This is a genomic window from Spirosoma rhododendri (genome assembly GCF_012849055.1).
Classification (GTDB): domain Bacteria; phylum Bacteroidota; class Bacteroidia; order Cytophagales; family Spirosomataceae; genus Spirosoma; species Spirosoma rhododendri.
Genome location: NZ_CP051677.1, coordinates 2,751,999 through 2,769,410, shown reverse-complemented (window position 1 = coordinate 2,769,410; position 17,412 = coordinate 2,751,999). Strand labels below are relative to the sequence as shown.

Annotated in this window: 16 protein-coding genes; 10 read left to right on the top strand and 6 right to left on the bottom strand. The window is 54.3% G+C overall.

The genetic code is table 11. The features are described 5' to 3' along the window. Positions 1 to 2 precede the first annotated feature (2 nt). The 4 genes from xseB (at position 3) to HH216_RS11470 (ending at position 3,838) form a co-directional block, all read left to right on the top strand. Positions 3 to 191 carry an exodeoxyribonuclease VII small subunit gene (xseB, locus tag HH216_RS11485; protein WP_169550946.1) on the top strand — a complete coding sequence of 63 codons (189 nt, stop codon included), beginning with the start codon at positions 3 to 5 and terminating at the stop codon, positions 189 to 191. Positions 192 to 326: 135 nt separating this feature from the next. Next, positions 327 to 1,625: a DUF937 domain-containing protein gene (locus tag HH216_RS11480; protein WP_169550945.1), complete on the top strand. Its 1,299-nt coding sequence runs from the start codon at positions 327 to 329 to the stop codon at positions 1,623 to 1,625. 63 nt (positions 1,626 to 1,688) lie between these two features. Next, positions 1,689 to 2,840, top strand: coding sequence for an SDR family NAD(P)-dependent oxidoreductase (locus HH216_RS11475; RefSeq protein WP_169550944.1), 1,152 nt, complete (start codon positions 1,689 to 1,691; stop codon positions 2,838 to 2,840). Positions 2,841 to 2,902: 62 nt separating this feature from the next. Then, complete coding sequence (locus tag HH216_RS11470) at positions 2,903 to 3,838, top strand: tryptophan-rich sensory protein (RefSeq protein ID WP_169550943.1); 936 nt, start codon at positions 2,903 to 2,905, stop codon at positions 3,836 to 3,838. 39 nt (positions 3,839 to 3,877) lie between these two features. Here the strand turns inward: HH216_RS11470 and HH216_RS11465 are convergent, their stop codons facing one another. Next, positions 3,878 to 4,273 (bottom strand): type II toxin-antitoxin system VapC family toxin, encoded by a 396-nt coding sequence (locus HH216_RS11465; RefSeq protein ID WP_169550942.1) that lies wholly within the window; start codon positions 4,271 to 4,273, stop codon positions 3,878 to 3,880. Between the two features lie 481 nt (positions 4,274 to 4,754). On the opposite strand from HH216_RS11465, the gene clpB reads away from it, so the two are divergent. The 3 genes from clpB (at position 4,755) to HH216_RS11450 (ending at position 8,411) form a co-directional block, all read left to right on the top strand. Beyond that, positions 4,755 to 7,376 carry an ATP-dependent chaperone ClpB gene (gene clpB / locus HH216_RS11460; protein ID WP_169550941.1) on the top strand — a complete coding sequence of 874 codons (2,622 nt, stop codon included), beginning with the start codon at positions 4,755 to 4,757 and terminating at the stop codon, positions 7,374 to 7,376. A gap of 127 nt (positions 7,377 to 7,503) precedes the next feature. Beyond that, a complete protein-coding gene (locus tag HH216_RS11455; protein ID WP_169550940.1) occupies positions 7,504 to 7,794 on the top strand; it encodes a nucleotidyltransferase family protein in 291 nt (96 codons plus the stop codon). Positions 7,795 to 8,009: 215 nt separating this feature from the next. After that, positions 8,010 to 8,411 (top strand): Dabb family protein, encoded by a 402-nt coding sequence (locus tag HH216_RS11450; RefSeq protein ID WP_169550939.1) that lies wholly within the window; start codon positions 8,010 to 8,012, stop codon positions 8,409 to 8,411. Positions 8,412 to 8,585: 174 nt separating this feature from the next. On the opposite strand, the gene ypfJ is transcribed toward HH216_RS11450, so the two are convergent. The 4 genes from ypfJ to HH216_RS11430 all read right to left on the bottom strand — a co-directional run bounded on the left by ypfJ (position 8,586) and on the right by HH216_RS11430 (position 13,439). Continuing rightward, on the bottom strand, positions 8,586 to 9,455 hold the full coding sequence (gene ypfJ, locus HH216_RS11445) for a KPN_02809 family neutral zinc metallopeptidase (RefSeq protein WP_169550938.1): 870 nt from the start codon (positions 9,453 to 9,455) through the stop codon (positions 8,586 to 8,588). A 127-nt stretch (positions 9,456 to 9,582) separates the two neighbouring features. Then, complete coding sequence (locus tag HH216_RS11440; RefSeq protein WP_254448831.1) at positions 9,583 to 10,686, bottom strand: 5-(carboxyamino)imidazole ribonucleotide synthase; 1,104 nt, start codon at positions 10,684 to 10,686, stop codon at positions 9,583 to 9,585. A 253-nt stretch (positions 10,687 to 10,939) separates the two neighbouring features. Continuing rightward, a complete protein-coding gene (locus HH216_RS11435) occupies positions 10,940 to 11,641 on the bottom strand; it encodes a head GIN domain-containing protein (protein ID WP_169550936.1) in 702 nt (233 codons plus the stop codon). Positions 11,642 to 11,732: 91 nt separating this feature from the next. Then, the gene (locus HH216_RS11430) at positions 11,733 to 13,439 is read right to left on the bottom strand and encodes a GH39 family glycosyl hydrolase (RefSeq protein ID WP_169550935.1); all 1,707 of its coding nucleotides are present in this window, start codon (positions 13,437 to 13,439) and stop codon (positions 11,733 to 11,735) included. Positions 13,440 to 13,700: 261 nt separating this feature from the next. On the opposite strand from HH216_RS11430, the gene HH216_RS11425 reads away from it, so the two are divergent. Continuing rightward, the gene (locus tag HH216_RS11425) at positions 13,701 to 14,363 is read left to right on the top strand and encodes an ABC transporter ATP-binding protein (protein WP_169550934.1); all 663 of its coding nucleotides are present in this window, start codon (positions 13,701 to 13,703) and stop codon (positions 14,361 to 14,363) included. Positions 14,364 to 14,423: 60 nt separating this feature from the next. Here HH216_RS11425 and HH216_RS11420 read toward each other — a convergent pair whose 3' ends face one another. Then, the gene (locus tag HH216_RS11420; RefSeq protein WP_169550933.1) at positions 14,424 to 15,905 is read right to left on the bottom strand and encodes a right-handed parallel beta-helix repeat-containing protein; all 1,482 of its coding nucleotides are present in this window, start codon (positions 15,903 to 15,905) and stop codon (positions 14,424 to 14,426) included. 423 nt (positions 15,906 to 16,328) lie between these two features. Between HH216_RS11420 and HH216_RS11415 the strand changes: the two genes are divergently transcribed. Beyond that, positions 16,329 to 17,027 carry a DUF1361 domain-containing protein gene (locus HH216_RS11415; protein WP_169550932.1) on the top strand — a complete coding sequence of 233 codons (699 nt, stop codon included), beginning with the start codon at positions 16,329 to 16,331 and terminating at the stop codon, positions 17,025 to 17,027. A gap of 6 nt (positions 17,028 to 17,033) precedes the next feature. After that, positions 17,034 to 17,402: a diacylglycerol kinase family protein gene (locus HH216_RS11410; protein ID WP_169550931.1), complete on the top strand. Its 369-nt coding sequence runs from the start codon at positions 17,034 to 17,036 to the stop codon at positions 17,400 to 17,402. The last annotated feature ends 10 nt before the right edge of the window (positions 17,403 to 17,412 follow it).

Genomic DNA, 17,412 nt, shown 5'->3' with positions numbered 1-17,412 from the left:
ACATGACCTACCAGGAAGCCTACGAACAGCTCACGATGCTGATTGACGACATAGAAAGTGATGCAATTCCACTCGATGAGCTGCCGGGAAAAATAAGGCAGGCGACCGAACTGATTACGTTCTGTCAGGCCCGGCTGCGCGACGTAGAAACCGATTATCAGGAAGTTATCGGGCGAATGGCCAAGCGGTAACGGCTACTTTATCCCGTTGGATAGGGTGTCGATTTGCTAATCGTTACTTAATTTTATGCCGGGCCGGTATCTGCGGACGTTTTCTTCCGTCTAACGCAGACTACTAAATCTATAGCCTGTTTGAGATTGTCCTCTATGACGTTATTTGCCACGTTTAATGATATTCTGAACTCGGATGTTCTGTCGCGCATTGCCAACTATGTCGACGAACCCGCCGAGAAAACACAAAAGGCCGTTGATGGCCTTGTTTACACAATCGTTGGTGGGTTAATGAAGCGCACCACCACCGAAATCGGTGTCAATCAACTCTTTAATCACATAAAACGGGGCCGCTATGAGGGGCAGTTACTCGACTCGCTCAACACCGTTCTGCGCGACCCGAACCAGACGAACGCCCTCATTACGCAGGGAAACGACGTAATCAGCCACTTGCTGCCTGCCATGAAAAGCTCGATCGGCAGCATGATTTCGGGTTATGCCGGTATTCGTAATTCGTCGTCAATTTCGCTGCTCGGGCTCATCAGCACCATCACGTTGCACGTGTTGGGCAAGACGGTCAAAGATCGCAAGCTCGACGCCGACGGCCTGGCAGCGTCGCTGTTTGCCGAGCGCGAAGCCTTCGTCAACGCTGTACCGGACGAGTTTATGCCCCGGCTGGTTGAGAAAGTTGGGTTACAGCAAATCGTTTCAGGCGTTGCGGCTCCCGCCCGACGGCAGCAGGCCGAAGCGAGTGGACAGGTTGTGGTAAATCGCGCTCCCGTCAGCTATGAGCCATCGGGCGACAGCGACACCAGTTCGCTGGGCCGCTGGGGTGTTGGTGCGTTAGTGCTGCTTGCCCTGCTCGGATTAAGCTACTACGTGTACCAGAATACACAAAATCACGATGCCTCGGCAGATGAGCTTAGCGCAACCGGCGACTCAACGCAACTCAGCGATACGGTAGCCCGGTCGCTGGATGTACCGGTTGATTCCGCCAATCGTCGGCCAGCTACAGCTGCGTTACCCGGAACAACGGCAGCACCTGCTACGACGGGCGCTCTCAGTCAGGAAATAACCCCTTACATCGGCAACGCGGCCCTACCGAAAGGGCGTGTATTCCCGATGCCGGGTCTGACATTCGAGCCAGGGTCTTTGTCGCTAACTGCCAGCGGTCAGGCCACTATTTCGGAGCTGACCACGCTGCTGAAAACGTATCCACGACTACAGGTTCAACTGGTTGGTTTTGCCAACGACGCAGCCGGTGGGCTTTCCAACAAGAGCCTGTCGTTCAAGCGGGTAAATATGGTAAAGCAGCAACTGGTTACGTCGGGAATAAACTACTTACGTGTCGATGCGATCGGGCGCGGATCGGGTGCGCCCCGCCGTCGGTTCGACAGCACGGCCGTGGCCCGGCCTACGATGCGCAAGATTGATCTGAAGGTTGTGGCTAAGTAAGCACGTGCAAACAACTTCGGTTGGGATGGGTTGAGTACACATCAACCAATCACGCATACACGTATGACCACCGAAGTTGGCAAAAGTGTACTGATCACCGGCGCATCGAGCGGTATCGGTAAGGAACTAGCCACTCTATTCGCACGAGACGGCTATCATTTGATCCTGGTTTCGCGCAGCGAAGACCGTCTGCAAACCGTTGCAGACGAGTTTAACCGGCAGTATGGCACGAGCAGCACGGTTATCGAAAAAGATCTGTCGAAGCCGGATTCCGCGCAGCAGGTATACGACGAAGTAAACCGACAGGGTCTGACCGTCAATGTGCTGGTCAACAATGCCGGTGTTGGCGCACATGGCCTGTTCGCTACCGAGACCAATCTGCAAAAGGAACTGGATATCATTCAGCTCAACGTCACGACACTGGTTCAGCTGACTAAATTATTTGTGCGTGACATGGTGGCACGCAACGAAGGTAAGGTGCTGAATCTGGCATCGATTGCCTCAACGATGCCGAACCCGCTGGTAGCTATATACGGTGCTACCAAGGCCTTCGTCTTATCGTTCTCGGAAGCGCTGTACAACGAGCTGAAAGACAGCAACGTTACCGTTACGGCTCTGCTCCCACCCGCTACCGACACCGACTGGTTTAATAAGGCTGGTGCTGAAAACACAGTCGTCGCTCAAGGCGATCTGGCTGATCCGGCCAAAGTAGCCAAAGACGGCTACGAAGCCCTGATGGCGGGAAAAGACAAAGTAATTTCCGGCGCATCGACCAAGTTGGCTGCGGCCATGGCCAGCGTATTGCCGAGCCAGCAAAGTGCCAACGCGTCGCGCAAGCAGATGTCGCCCCCATCGGAAAAATCAGATTCATCGTCGGCCAATCTGGTGATCGGCATCGGTGTCGCTGCACTGGTCGCAACAGGCGTCGTCGCGGCCATCATGTACCGCAATGCAAATCCGCTGGAAAAAGCAAAATACCGGTACAAGTGGAAGCGGGCGCTGGGCACGGTGCAGGACATTGCGCAGTCGGCAGTCAAACAGGCTAGCGATGCCAAATCAAAGGTGCAATCGCAGGTCAGTGACTTGGGAGACGAAGTAACGAGCAAGGCTCAGGCGCTGAAAGCAAAGGCAAAAGCAGAACAGCTCAAGTATAAGGTGAAGCGCAAGGTTGCCGATATTGACGACGCGTCGATAGGCTCAATGGTTATGGATTAATGTTTCCCGTCGACGGGGCCAACATTGGACGTTAAACCTTGAACTTAAAACAGGCAACGAGTATGAAAACCACATCAATCTGGCGTATCGCTACGGCCGTAGTCGCGGTTGGCAGTATCGTTTACACGTCGCTGTCGAGCCGTAACGCCCGGGAGAAGGGCAAGCAGATGCAGGAGGCCGAAAGCGAACCTGAATACGACGTACCAGCACAGTACCAGCAGGTATTCGACAAGAACCTGATCATCCCGGCGGGCTGGTCGTTCGGTGTTGTCTGGTCGACGGTATATTCCGGGCTGGGCGCGCTGATGGTGCATCAGGCCCTGAATTCGCAGGAATACAACCCGCGCTACAAGGAAGCTTTGCCGTGGTGGGCCGCCAGTTGGGCACTCAACGCCGTCTTCGGGCACTTTTTCTCAAAGAATGACGAAGAAAGTGTGCTGATCTCCGACGCGACCACGAAAGCGAATCTGATCGCTGCGCTGGGGCTGCATCACGCGCTGGAGATTGGAAAAACCGACGTTCCAACTCCCGAGAAGTACCTGCGTATCCCGGTTAGTTTGTACGCGGGTTGGCTGACGGCCGCTACTGTCGTCGGTACACCCGATACGCTGCTGACCACCGACGTCTGGAACCGCGATGACGAGCGTGACGTACCTCTGGCCGCTGGCATTCTTGGTGTAACGGCCGGTGCCGGTTACCTGATCGCCCGCAAGCTCAACGACCCCTGGTACATGGTACCGTTTGTCGCTGGCTTTGGCGGCATCGCCACCCGGCAGTGGAACCGCTACCCCGTCGTTGGCTGGACAGCCGCTGGTCTGGCCGCAGCCTACGCTGGTCTACTAGCGTACTGGCTACCTAAGGGCAAGTTTGAGCCGTATGAGAAGATCGTCGTCCACGATGCTGAACTGTTAGCCGGTCCCGTTGAAACCGACGATCCGTACCAGGCTAACATCGCCCGCGAGCGTATGACACCCATTGAAGCAGAAAGCCTTGATTAAACAAGAAAGCCCCGCTGTGAATGCAGCGGGGCTTTCTTGTTACCAGATAATATCAATCAATTCAGAATACAACTTGAATCGGTGATCTGAGGAGACAATGCTCATCTGCTCCGCATAGGCTATCGCTAGAATGAGTCGGTCAAACGGATCACGGTGGGGTTCGTGTAACGGAATCATCTGATAGGCTTCTATCTGCTGACGAGTAAGCGTTAGCCACTGAAAACCAGAAAGTAGTGTTTCCGTAATAATCTCGTTTATCGGCCGTAACGAGCCAATGTCTTTGCCGATTTTCAATTTAATCGCCAACTCATAAAAGCTAATGGGGGTGACGAAAACGCCCTCGGCTTCTCGAATGGCGTTTTTCGCTGTTGTTGTCAGTAAGTCAGCATTTTCCAGCGACCAAATAAGCGATTGAGTGTCCAGTAGAACGCGCATCACATATAATCGGTCAAATCATCCAGCGGTTCGTTAAAGGTGTCGGACATCCAGAATGTTCCTTTCATCCGACCGAATTGAATTGCTGGCTTCTGTACTTCGTTCATTTCGCTAACTACTGTCACAACGACTTTGGTCCCGGCTATCACTGGTAAATCCTCGTCCAACGTGATATGTCCGTTCTCGTAAGTACCTCTCACAGATGCTATCATGTCTGTATTAACTTTTACTGTTTTAACAGAAACGCTTTTTCGTTGAAGTTAAGTCAATTTTCAACACTATCATACCCTATAAATGGTACCCTGCTGATTCCAGTTGATACGGCATTGACTAAAATAAGCCGCCATTTTGACACAAAAATCACAATATACTGTCTAAATTCAGACAAAATGACCGCAAAAACCCTACGGTACGCGATTTGTTTATAGGTAGGTAACCAACCGAAATCCTGACCGCCACGGCGGTTAACCTATATACAGACATGGACTTTAAGAATTACACGATAAAAGCGCAGGAGGTCGTGCAGAAGGCGTCGGAAGTCGCCCTCGGCAGCGGTCAACAGGCCATCGAAACGGGCCACCTCCTGCTGGCGATTCTCCAGGAAGACGAGAACGTCATGGATTTTCTGGCGCAGAAAGCCGGTACCACCCGGCAGGGCATGATCCCGATTGTCCAGGCCATCGTCAATGGCTATCCGAAAGTATCGGGCGGCAACGGCGGGGTGTACCTGAGCAACGATACAGCCGCTGCGCTGGCCAAGGCAACGACGCTGTCGAAAGAATTTAACGATGATTTTGTTAGCGTCGAATTAATGCTGCTTGGCTTACTGGCCGGCAGAGACCAGATTGCAACGTTATTGAAAGAAGCCGGTTTCCGCGACAAAGAAATGCGGACGGCTATCAACGAATTGAGAAAAGGAAGTTCAGTGAAAGACCAGAACGCAGAAGCAAAATACCAGGCACTGGAACGCTACAGTGTCAACCTTAACGAACGCGCCCGGACCGGTAAAATCGACCCGGTAATTGGTCGTGACGAAGAAATACGGCGGGTTCTCCAGATTCTAAGCCGCCGGACGAAGAACAACCCGATTTTGCTCGGTGAGCCGGGCGTTGGTAAGACTGCCATCGTGGAAGGGCTGGCGCAGCGTATCGTGTCGGGCGACGTTCCCGAAAACCTGAAGACCAAGACGATCATTTCGCTCGACATGGGCCTGCTCATCGCCGGTGCCAAATACAAAGGCGAGTTCGAGGAGCGGCTGAAGTCGGTCATCAAAGAAGTGACGGACTCTAACGGCGAAATCATTCTGTTCATCGACGAAATACACACGCTGATCGGCGCGGGTGGCGGTGGCGACGGTGCTATGGACGCAGCTAACCTACTGAAACCGGCTTTGTCGCGCGGTGAATTGCACACCATTGGTGCCACGACGCTGAAAGAGTATCAGAAATACATCGAGAAAGATAAAGCCCTCGAACGCCGATTCCAGGCCGTTATGGTCGACGAACCGGATATGGCTGATGCTATCTCGATTCTGCGGGGTATCAAGGAAAAATACGAGCTGCACCACGGCGTACGGATCAAAGACGACGCGGTAATTGCCGCCGTTGAACTCTCGACTCGCTACATCACCGACCGCTTCCTGCCCGACAAAGCCATCGACCTTATGGACGAAGCGGCTGCCAAACTGCGGCTGGAAATGGACTCGGTACCCGAAGAACTGGACGAACTCAACCGGCGCATCATGCAGCTCGAAATTGAGCGCGAAGCCATCCGGCGCGAGAACAACGTCGATAAAGAAACATCGCTGAACCGCACGATTGCCGACCTGACCGAACAGCGCAACGATTTGCAGGCCAAGTGGGAAACCGAGAAAGCGTCGGTCAACGAAGGGCGAACGCTGAAGGAACAACTCGACCAACTACGGTTCGAAGCTGAGCAGGCCGAACGTGCTGGCGATTATGGCAAGGTAGCCGAGATTCGCTACGGCCGTATTCCCGAACTGGAAAGCAAGCTGACTGGCCTGGCTAACGGCGGTGCGGAGGAACCTACCGGCGACCGGATGATGCAGGAGGAAGTAACGGCCGAAGATATTGCCGAAGTTGTGGCAAAGTGGACGGGTATTCCGGTGCAGAAGATGCTACAGAGCGACCGTGAGAAGCTCCTCAATCTTGAAAAAGAGCTGGGCAAGCGGGTAGCGGGTCAGGCCGAAGCGATTGAAGCGGTGTCGGATGCCGTTCGGCGGAGCCGGGCCGGTATGCAGGATCCCAAACGCCCCATCGGTTCGTTTATCTTCCTCGGTACGACCGGTGTTGGTAAGACCGAAGTGGCCCGGACACTGGCCGAGTACCTGTTCAACGACGAGAACGCGCTGGTCCGGATTGATATGAGTGAGTATCAGGAACGCCACGCCGTTAGCCGGTTGATCGGTGCTCCTCCGGGCTACGTGGGTTACGACGAAGGTGGTCAGCTAACCGAAGCCGTGCGCCGGAAGCCGTACTCGGTGGTGTTGCTCGATGAGATTGAGAAAGCGCACCCCGACGTCTGGAACATCCTGCTGCAAGTACTCGATGAAGGTCGCCTGACGGACAACAAAGGCCGCACGGCGAACTTCAAGAACACAATCATCATCATGACGTCGAACATCGGTAGCCACCTGATTCAGGAGAAGTTTGCCGAAGACGAAGGCTGGAACCACACGCTGGTGCTGGAAGAAGCCAAGTCGGCGGTGATGGAGTTGCTGAAACAGACCATCCGGCCGGAGTTCCTGAACCGGATCGATGAGATCGTAATGTTCGAACCGCTGACGCAGAGCAACATTCGCAAGATTGTCGACATTCAGTTCAACGAAATTAAGAAGCGACTGGCCGAAGGTGGTATTCAGCTCGACGCTACCGACGAAGCCCTTGACAAGATCGGTCAGGAAGGATTCGACCCCGTCTTCGGCGCCCGCCCGCTGAAGCGCGTTTTGCAACGCCGGGTGTTGAACGAACTGTCGAAGGCCATCCTGTCGGGTGAAGTTCGCAAAGATTCGGTTGTGCTCATGGAGTTGAACGACGACGGCGAAATTGCCTTCACCAACCTCGACGCTGAGATTGAACTATAATAATAGCCGCAAACAGCAGAACGCTGGTTGAGATGACATAAGCCCGGTTGCTACAGAGTGACCGGGCTTTGTTTGTTTACAGGGTAGAAGCTCGCACTTTTACTTCTGATTAGTCGACTGTACGATTATGGTTCTGAATCAAGCTTTAGCAGAAACACTGCGGCATTTCTTCGCAGGGCAACCGGTTAGTCGAGCTTACTTGTTCGGCTCAGTTGCACGCGGTAATGCAACCGAACAAAGCGACCTGGATGTGTTGGTCGAACTAGATAAAGGAACCACTTTATTTGATCACGCCCGTATGTCCTGGCAGTTAGAAGATCTGTTACAACACCGGGTCGATATCGTAACAGAAGGCGGTTTATCTCCGCACATTCGGCCATTTATAGAACGTGATCGTATTCTTGTGTATGAACGATAACATCGGCGATAAGCAGCGAACACGTTTAGGCAGTATGACTAGTCGTCGCTGGCGGTCGGGTTTGGAAACGAAACAGTTTTCGCTGGCAGAGGAGCAGGCCAAATGGTGACTTGAACGCTAATGACAGCGGGCGGTCAGGGGGGGGATTTGGGTAACTGCGTATTAGCGTTCACTTTTGCAGTAAAATTAATTCCTAAATCAATCACTGCAATCTGATGAGCGATCAATCACGCCGGCGTTTTGTAAAAAGTGCCCTTGCTTCGGGCGTCGTGGCGACCAACCTGCCCGACGTAACGGCATCGAAAGAAGTGTTCGTGCACCACGTACTGTTCTACCTGAAAAATCCCGGCAACGTAGCCGACAAAGCCAAGCTGCTGGAAGGACTGAATAAGCTGGCGAAATGCCCAACGATCAAGATGGTCAACATCGGTGAACCGGCCAATACCAACCGCGAGGTGATCAAACGCGACTATACATACTCGTGGCTTTGCCTGTTCGACAGTCCCGCCGATGAGGAAGCGTACCAGAAACACCCCATCCACGACGACTTCCGTAACAACTACGCCCAGCTTTGGGAGAAGGTTGTCATTTACGATTCTATCGGACCAAAGCGATAGTTAGTTTTCAGTTTACGGTAATTTGTCATTCCGAGCCTGCGAGGAATCTTCAGTAGCATGTAATTTTTCATATCTCCGAAGATTCCTCGCAGGCTCGGAATGACAAAAAAAGCGCAGGGGCCCTGGACGTACGTCCAGGGCCCCTGCGCTTACTGGAAACCGTGTACCGAAACCCTATTGTAGGTTTGCGTCTTCGTTACTGTTGAAAGTATCACCCTGCCGAATATCGCCGGTTTTCAGGCCCTTCTTGAACCAATATACTCGTTGCGCCGATGTACCATGGGTGAACGCATCCGGTACGACACGACCCTGCGTTTCTTCCTGAATCTTATCATCACCGATGGCGTTGGCGGCTGTCAGGGCTGATTCAACGTCGTTTTCATCAATTGAGATGCTCTTTCCCTGCGCGTGGTTTGCCCACACACCCGCGAAAAAGTCGGCCTGTAACTCAAGCCGGACAGAAAGCTTGTTGTACTCACGCTCGCTCATCTGCTCCCGCGCCCGGTTGACCTTTTCCATGATACCCAGCTGATTCTGTACGTGGTGCCCAATCTCGTGGGCCACCACATAGGCCATCGCAAACTCGCCGGGAGCCTGGAACCGTTGCGACAGTTCGTCATAGAACGACAGGTCGATGTATACTTTCTGGTCGAGAGGGCAGTAGAACGGTCCCATCGCCTGCTGTGCCGTACCACAACCTGACGACGTAACACCTCGGAACATCACCAGTGTAGGGTCTTGGTACTGCGAACCCTGTTGCTGAAAAATGGTACCCCAAACATCTTCCGTACTGGCCAGCACTTTTCGCGTGAACGACGCAGCCGCATCGTCGGGCTGGGGTCCGTCGGGTGCCTGGCTCCCGGCCACCTGCTCCTGCTGCGCGTCGCCACCCCGGTTCAGAATCTGCGACGGGTCGCCACCGAGCAGCATCACGATAACGGCGATTACGACCGTTCCAATGCCACCGCCCACGATCAGTCCACCACCACCACCGCCCCGGCGGTCGTCTACGTTGTCGCTTTCACGCCCTCCTAACCATTGCATAGCTGTTCGTCGTTAAATGTGTGTGTAGTCTGCACAAAGTAATCAATCCGGGCGCGAAATGTTTTCGACCCACCAGCCAGGTACGTCCGCTTCCGATTATAAGATCACAACACGAACCTGTCGACCGTTAGCCTTCAGCGGACTCACCGGTTGCGCTTATTACCCTGATATTCGTTTTTACGCGGTCTACTTTCTCACGCAATGTGTTCATATCCGCGTCCATAACTGTCACGTGGCCCATTTTACGGAACGGTTTGGTAATGGCCTTCCCGTAGAAGAACGGAAACACGCCCGGCATCGCCAGCAGGTTTTCCAATCCTTCGTACTCGGCCGGCCCCGTGTGCCCTGCTTCACCGAGTAGGTTCAGCATGGCTGCGGGCTGGTAGAAAGTCGTGTCGCCGAGTGGGTAGTTTAGAATGGCGCGCCAGTGTTGCTCGAACTGCGACGTTACGTTAGCCTGAATCGTGTGGTGACCGCTGTTGTGCGGGCGTGGCGCTACTTCGTTGATCAGTACCTGCCCCTGCTTATCAAGAAACATCTCAACGGCCAGGATACCGACGATACCAAAGGCATCAGCTGTTTGCCGGGCAATGGTCTGCGCCTGTTGGTCAACATCAGACGTGATCTCAGCGGGCGCAAACAGGTATTCGACCAGGTTCAATTCAGGGTGAAATACCATCTCGACGGTCGGGAACGTCTGTACCTCGCCCCGCTCGTTACGGGCAACGATCACCGCCAGCTCTTTCTCAAAATCCACGGCTTTTTCAAGCAGACCGGGCGCAGCGAATGCCTTGTCGAAGTCGGCGGACGTCGCGATGCGTTGCACCCCACGCCCATCGTACCCGTCACGACCGAGTTTATGAAAAGCGGGCAGAAAGTCGCCGTGACGGGCCGTATCAGCGCGGTCGGCGGTCAGGATAAAGTCGGCGGTGGGCAGGTTGTGTTCGCGGTAGAACTGCTTTTGCAGGCGCTTGTCCTGAATGGTGCGGATCACCGATGGCTGCGGATAAACGCGTTTACCCTCTCGCTCCAGAGCTTCCAGCGCGTCGACGTTAACGCGCTCTATTTCAATCGTCAGCACATCGACCGACTGACCGAACTGATAGACCGTGTCGTAATCAGTGAGGGAGCCGGTCGTGAATTGGGTGCAAAGTGTGCGGCAGGGTGCGTCGGCGTCGGGGTCGAGTACATGGATGCGCAGATTCCAGTCGATGGCGGCCTGTAGCAGCATCAGCCCCAATTGTCCTCCGCCGAGAATGCCAATGGTAGGTGTCAAAAATGTATGCGGTTTGGTTGCCGCAAAGGTACGAGAGAAGCAAGAGGAACGGAGAAGCGGGCGGAAAGAGAGCATTCTTCTCGTTTCAATTACACCGTGTACCATACCCGATACCCCTAAATCCCCTGAAGGGGACTTTGCTCGCAATCAGACAAAGTCCCCTTCAGGGGATTTAGGGGTAAGTCAATCTATCTCTTTTCTCAAAAACTTAGTCCCGCCGGGTGATGTCCGAACCGCCCGACGATTGTTTCGAGACTACGCGGCCTGAGCCGTAGTAATAAATATCTGAGCCGCCCGACGCACGCAGGCTCATGTCGCCCGTTGCCCGCACATACACATCCGACCCGCCCGACGATGTCGCATTGCAGGTTTCGGCGGTCAATTTACGGGCATCTACGTCAGCTCCACCCGAGCCGCTTACGTTCACCCGCCGGGCCGTTCCTTCCAGCATTGTATCGGCCCCACCTGATGAATCAATATTCAGATCGTCGGCTTTCAGCGACAGTTTCACGTCGGCACCGCCCGATGCGCTAAGTTGCAGATCCCTGAACGATAGTACGCCCTGTCCGTAAATATCCGACCCACCCGACGCAGCAATGGTCGTCAACTGCCGGAATGTGAGGTACGCTTTCACCGAGTTGTTACGGTTTCTCAACCAGTTCATGCCCCCCGGCCGGTCGATGTACAGCTTCAGCGTTCCGTTCTTAATCTCTGATCTGACCTCATCTTCGTCCAGTCCTTTCACGTCGAGGGTCAGTTTTTCGCTGTTTCCCTGCGTGAGGTAGACGTCGATACCGCTACTGACGCTGAGGCCCGTGAAACCCGATACGGTACGATCTTTTTTCCAGTCGTCGGTAGCTGAATGGGCGGCAGACGTGAGCAGTAAGGTGGTTAGTAGTAATGTTTTCATGCGATGTGTCTTTGCGTTTTCCTGAAGATGACCAAATCAACGGAAACGTTGCATGACTGTAAAGAAGTTATACAGCAACGGTCGACGCGCATCAATCCCAGGTCAACGACAGCAGCGACACGCCTTGCCGGGGCAGGGTAAACGGTAACGAAAGACGCCCGTTCTTATCCACCGTTACGAGTTGCGATTTACCAACTGTTTGTAGCTGCCCCGCCTGTTCCAGCTCGGCAATCTGCGTAGGCGTCGGCGCTTTGGGCGATCCCATACGTTTCCACGCTTCGTACGCATTGCTCGACTGCTGATCGACGCGATAATGCGTTAGCCGCGCCTGCTTCCCCGGCACACCACTAATCTGCACCGTCACGGGCGCAGCCGGACCGGGCAGGTTGTCGTCGTGATAATGCCAGACCAGCACAGAGGCTGACTTATTAGTATGCGTCGCCAGCGCGTTTACGTCGGGTTCGGCCCGTACGCTGCTGTCACGAAGTCGGGCATAGTCGTAGCCCAGCGTGGATTCGCCGGTGGGGCGCGTGGCTGCAACCCGGTTTCCGCCCATCTTGCCAAACATCCGAAAGACGTTAAGCACGGGCTTGTCAACACCGTTGGTTGCGAGGTCGCGGAAGCCGCGAAACCAGGCCTGATCTTCAAACTCGAACGCCCACGTCACGGCTCCGGCCAGATTAACGCCATGAGCTTTGGCCAGATCGTATTTCCGGGCAAACGACGCAGCCGTGTAGCTCGAATACATGGTCCCGTTCCGATAGGCATTCTGCGGATGCAGGTCTTCCGAACAGGCCGCGCAGCCCTCCGGGTCCGACTCGCCGATGATGATGGGCAGCTTTTTCAGCGTCGGGTAAGAGGCTACGATAGCAAAGCCCCGGTCGATGTCGCGAAGTTGCGCACCCATGTCCATTCGGACGTGCCCGTCGACCACTTTGGGATTGCCCTTGGCGTGAAAGGTGATGAAATCGAGCGGTGTACCCGTCTGCCCCGTCACGTAATTTTTCCCGCTGACGACGTGGTCGAGAAACGTACGGAAGAATTTAGCCGACACGTCCCAGTTGGGGCCGGTCACTTCAGGACCGCCGATTTTGGCCGTCGGCAGGGCGCGTTTAACAGCGTCGGCAGTGTAGTCGTAGAGTTTGATGTATTCCTCCGTCGTGCCCTTCCAATAGCCGATATTGGGTTCGTTCCAGAGTTCCCAGTACCACTTTTCAACCTCCGCCTGCCCGTACCGACTGACGGAGTGTTTCACCCACTGATAAACCAGTTCACTCCATTTCTTGTAGTCGTTTGGTGGGTAGGCCCAGCCGGTATAAATGTCGTTGTAATCGTCGCCGGGTTTCCAATGGTGGCGGTACGGCTGCGGGTGGCTCGACAGGGCTTCCGGCATGAACCCGATCTGCGCAATGGGCCGCATCCCGCGTTGAATGAAGGTATCAAAAATCCGGTCGACAATTGTCCAGTCGTATACCGGATTACCGTTTTTATCTTCTGTATACGCGTTGGTCGACCCCCATTTCAGGGCGGCTTCCCCGTCGCCCGTCACAAGCAGGCTATGCACCCGTACGTTGACTGGCACAGGGCTTAGCTGCGACAGTTCGGTGAGCAGCTTTTTGCCGTCCTTCATGTACGTGTAATTCGGCTCGTCGTAGCCAAACCACGCCCATATCGGCGGCAGTGGCCCCTGATCCTGTTTCAGATCGACGGAGATAACGGTTGGTGGGATGGTTTGAGCGACGGCCGCACACTGAATCAGTAGACTGATACCAATTGCGGATAAAAGAGATTTGAGCATTTGTAACTGGTTGAAACGAGGTAGTATTGCTAAAACCTATTCCAGACCTTTTTTTACCGCTACAATTGTGTAGACTGGTGCAGCTGTGTAGCCTATCGATGTGTGTAGCCTGGACCGGTGCGCCGGTCCAGGCTACGCATCTGTCCGGTATTCTCCAAAACTTGTCCGACAATGGACGTTTCAAAAGAACACACCAAATCCAAATAACTAACTGTCAGGCAATTACAAAACCGGCATTTAGCTTGCGCATATTCGTTTACTATGATCGACTTACACCAGATTTCGAAATATTACCCGACTGGCTTCGGGAAAACCTACGTGCTTCGGCAAATCGACCTGTCGATCAAGCCGGGCGAATTCGTCTCGATTATGGGCCCAAGCGGATCGGGTAAATCAACGCTGCTGCACATTCTTGGGCTGCTGGAAGAGCCATCGGAAGGTGAGTATCTGTTCGATGGAGAGCCGGTGCAGAAACTGTCGGAGAAAAAGCGTACCGAACTGCACCGCACCCGCATCGGCTTCGTGTTTCAGGCCTATCACCTTATCGATGAGCTGACGGTATACGAAAACATCGAAACGCCGTTGTTGTACAAGGGCGTGGGTGGTTCGGAGCGGAAAAGCCGCGTGGCCGAATTGCTCGACCGGTTCAACATGGTTGCCAAGAAAGATTTATTTCCCGCGCAGCTATCGGGCGGACAGCAGCAGTTGGTGGGTATTGCCCGTGCACTGGCCCACCAGCCCGCCGTCATCTTCGCCGACGAACCAACCGGCAACCTGCACTCCGATCAGGCGCACGACATCATGGCCCTGTTCCGCGAACTCAATCAGCGCGACGGGGTCACGGTCGTGCAGGTGACGCACTCTGAAGTCAACGCCGAATACGGCTCCCGCATCATTCGGTTGAAAGACGGCTGGCTGGTCTGATACAAAATGGGGCCGAAACGATATCGCTTCGGCCCCATTTTGTAAACTGTGCTGGGCTGCTTACGGAATCGGATTCCCGTTTTCATCGACATTACCCGACGCGACAGTGCTGCCTCCGTCAAGAGACAGATAGTAGGATCCACTACCAGCGCCTTTACTAAGCGTATTATTTCTGAGCACGTTGTTGGTGGCGCGGTTGCCGTACGATATAAATGTAGCCCGGTTGTCGGACGAGTTCTTGTTTGATAGTCGGTTGTTCGTAAACGTGTTGTTGGATACGTTGTCGCAGATTACCGCCCTGTCGAATGTCGTCTGGATAACATTGTCGGCAAACGTTCCTCCGCTGGTCGAGTGGGCCAGTTCAAGCATACCCGTCATGTTGAAGTTGTTTTTGCTGAAGTTGACGGTTCCCCCGTTGAAAAGCTGAATACCGCCCGTCACGAGTCCGACGGTTGAGTTGCCGGTTATTTGGGCGCCGGTCAGCACGGACCCGCCCCCCTGCCCCTCGCCGGAACCATCGTTGGAACCGGCCAGAAACCGGCTGAATGTACCTTCAAATGTGTTGTTGGTAATCTTTACGTTGCGGGCAGCCCCGGCAACCTCAATGCCGTAGAAGCTACAGTTTACAATACGGTTCTTGTCGATGGTCAGGCCATCCATCGGTCCCGACAGCGAAATACCGAACCAGCTGTCGTGGAAGTAATTGTTCTGCACGGTGATGTTCTTACCCGCGTAGACACCGTAGTTGTCGTGGTTGAATATCTCGCAGGCTATGCGCTTGGCCCGCACGTCGTTGTTCTGTACCAGAACGTTGTTGGCTGTCTTTCCCGCCTGAATCTTAAGAGTCAGCCAGTTGGTGCTGTCTTTAGCGGTTTCGTCGCGGCTGCTGCAATTTTGAATGATCAGGTTGCTGACGGATGGGCCGTCGATGTAGATTGTGCTTACCTGCGTTTCTTCCTGCGAGGTTACGTTCCACGATAGCCCATCGATCGTAATGTTTTCGAGCGGTTGTAGGGCGTCCTGCGGGCGGGTCAGGTACACGAACGACGAATAACTGTTCGGTAAATTGATAACCACTTTCCCCGGATTACCCTGTACGGTCATCCCACTCCGTAGTACCACCGATTTCCGCTGCCGGTACGTGCCGTCGGGGATAATCAGAACCGTAGCCGCGTTGACAGCCGCCTGCAAGGCCGGGCCAATGTCATCAGACTCAGGCGTGATGCCGAACCAGTACGCGTTTGCCGGACCAGTGTACTCGCGCACGTAGCGGATGCCGTTGATTGTAACCAGCACCGTTCCCATATTGTCGGCCGAGCTATTATCGATCGGGACCGCCCGGAACAACCCTTCTTTACCGGCATCGGTAATGCGAATGCTACCCGGCAGATTATACCCAGACAAAGCACGCACATCAGCTATCGTCAGCGCGTCCTGCCGGTTCCAGACCAGATTAGGCTCAGGATCGGCCGGGTGGCATTGCGCAAGTAATCCAATCAACAGCGAGAGCCAGCCGAAGCGACTCAGAACGTTCAGTCTCATAAAAATTCGTTTCAGGTTGAGTATGTACACAACAGTGCCTGCTGAGCACCGTCATGATTCGTCGGCCCTTATGGCAAACGTTTAGCTAAAATACGTCAGTAACGACCTATTAAAATCCAGAAAATCAGCGAAGTGATGTAACGGTAATCGTGTCGCGTACGACTACCAGCCAACAGTGGCTTTATAGGACCCGCCTGGGGGTTAGGGAGAGCCGCTTAGTCAGCGGTTATACAAAGATTAAAATTTAGTTAAGCGATCCCTAGTTAAATCATCTGTTCTGTGGGAATGGGTATACAACCAGTCTGACCTGCCCTTTCTTCGCCCTTTGGCCTCGCCCGACATTTTTCTTTCCGTTCCGACCCACGCTGCTTGCACAGCAACTTCGTCTTCGTTTACTTTGCAACACAAAGTTCTTTCCATCTTATGCAAACATCATTATTTTCATTCCAGCCTGCCCGGTCGGGTCGGGGTTTGGTCGCGTTAGCGGGTCTGACGGTGGGCGGGTTAGTTCTGACCGTGGCACGGGGGTTTATCACGGGCAACTGGTGGTTTTTCATCATGCTTACCTGGAATCTGTTTCTGGCGTGGTTCCCGCTGGGGGTTGTGCTGGTGTTGCGCGATTTGCGGGCGTCGGCAGCGGAGCGGCCTTTGTTCGGCAGTACCGAAGTGCTGCTGGCGGCCCTGACGATCTGGCTGGCGTTTCTGCCCAACGCACCGTACATCATTACCGACCTGTTTCACATTCAGGACGTGCCGATGCCGCTGCTGTGGTTCGACACCATGACTATTTTTCTGTTTGCTATGACGGGCCTGCTCTGCGGACTGTACTCGACGTTGTTGGTCCATCGGATACTGCGACCATTGCTGGGTACCACCCAAACCTGGCTGGTGATGCTGGGCTGTCAGTTTTTGTCGGGATTCGGTATTTATCTGGGGCGGTTTGGCCGGTGGAACAGCTGGAATGTGTTATCATCGCCAGTTGATCTGGTTCGGGCTGTCGTCTTCGCCTACCGGGATCACCTGAGTATTAAACTGACGCTGGCTTATGGCTTTGTACTCGTCGTTTTGTACGTGGCCTTCTGGTGGCACAACGAGCAGGACGAACCTGCGCTGACTCGCTGATCGTTTATGATTGATACCCGCAAAGTGCTGCGCAGCTTCCGGTTTGCGGGGCAGGGCATCGTCGATCTGTTCCGGTTTGAGAACAACGCCAAAGTACACGGGCTGGCGGCTTTGGCTGTACTGGGACTGGGGTTGTGGCTCGGGCTGGGCCGGATCGAGTGGGCGTTGCTGGTTACGCAGATCGGGCTGGTCTGGGCAGCCGAAGCCGTGAATACCGCCCTCGAAAAACTCTGCGACCACGTTACCCCCGACCGTCACCCACAGATCAAAGCGATTAAAGACATGGCGTCCGGCGCGGTGCTGATTATGGCCCTCACTGCCGCCACCGTTGGCAGCATTATCCTGGGCAGTCACCTTATCGACCGTTTTTTCTGACCTTTTCTCT

Coding starts and splice junctions, on each gene's coding strand:
- HH216_RS11475 (WP_169550944.1), top strand. CDS start 1,689: ATGACCACCGAAGTTGGCAAAAGTGTACTGATCACCGGCGCATCGAGC.
- ypfJ (WP_169550938.1), bottom strand. CDS start 9,455: ATGCAATGGTTAGGAGGGCGTGAAAGCGACAACGTAGACGACCGCCGG.
- HH216_RS11430 (WP_169550935.1), bottom strand. CDS start 13,439: ATGCTCAAATCTCTTTTATCCGCAATTGGTATCAGTCTACTGATTCAG.
- HH216_RS11420 (WP_169550933.1), bottom strand. CDS start 15,905: ATGAGACTGAACGTTCTGAGTCGCTTCGGCTGGCTCTCGCTGTTGATT.
- HH216_RS11415 (WP_169550932.1), top strand. CDS start 16,329: ATGCAAACATCATTATTTTCATTCCAGCCTGCCCGGTCGGGTCGGGGT.
- HH216_RS11465 (WP_169550942.1), bottom strand. CDS start 4,273: ATGCGCGTTCTACTGGACACTCAATCGCTTATTTGGTCGCTGGAAAAT.
- HH216_RS11435 (WP_169550936.1), bottom strand. CDS start 11,641: ATGAAAACATTACTACTAACCACCTTACTGCTCACGTCTGCCGCCCAT.
- HH216_RS11410 (WP_169550931.1), top strand. CDS start 17,034: ATGATTGATACCCGCAAAGTGCTGCGCAGCTTCCGGTTTGCGGGGCAG.
- HH216_RS11450 (WP_169550939.1), top strand. CDS start 8,010: ATGAGCGATCAATCACGCCGGCGTTTTGTAAAAAGTGCCCTTGCTTCG.
- xseB (WP_169550946.1), top strand. CDS start 3: ATGACCTACCAGGAAGCCTACGAACAGCTCACGATGCTGATTGACGAC.
- clpB (WP_169550941.1), top strand. CDS start 4,755: ATGGACTTTAAGAATTACACGATAAAAGCGCAGGAGGTCGTGCAGAAG.
- HH216_RS11425 (WP_169550934.1), top strand. CDS start 13,701: ATGATCGACTTACACCAGATTTCGAAATATTACCCGACTGGCTTCGGG.
- HH216_RS11440 (WP_254448831.1), bottom strand. CDS start 10,686: ATGCTGCTACAGGCCGCCATCGACTGGAATCTGCGCATCCATGTACTC.
- HH216_RS11480 (WP_169550945.1), top strand. CDS start 327: ATGACGTTATTTGCCACGTTTAATGATATTCTGAACTCGGATGTTCTG.
- HH216_RS11470 (WP_169550943.1), top strand. CDS start 2,903: ATGAAAACCACATCAATCTGGCGTATCGCTACGGCCGTAGTCGCGGTT.
- HH216_RS11455 (WP_169550940.1), top strand. CDS start 7,504: ATGGTTCTGAATCAAGCTTTAGCAGAAACACTGCGGCATTTCTTCGCA.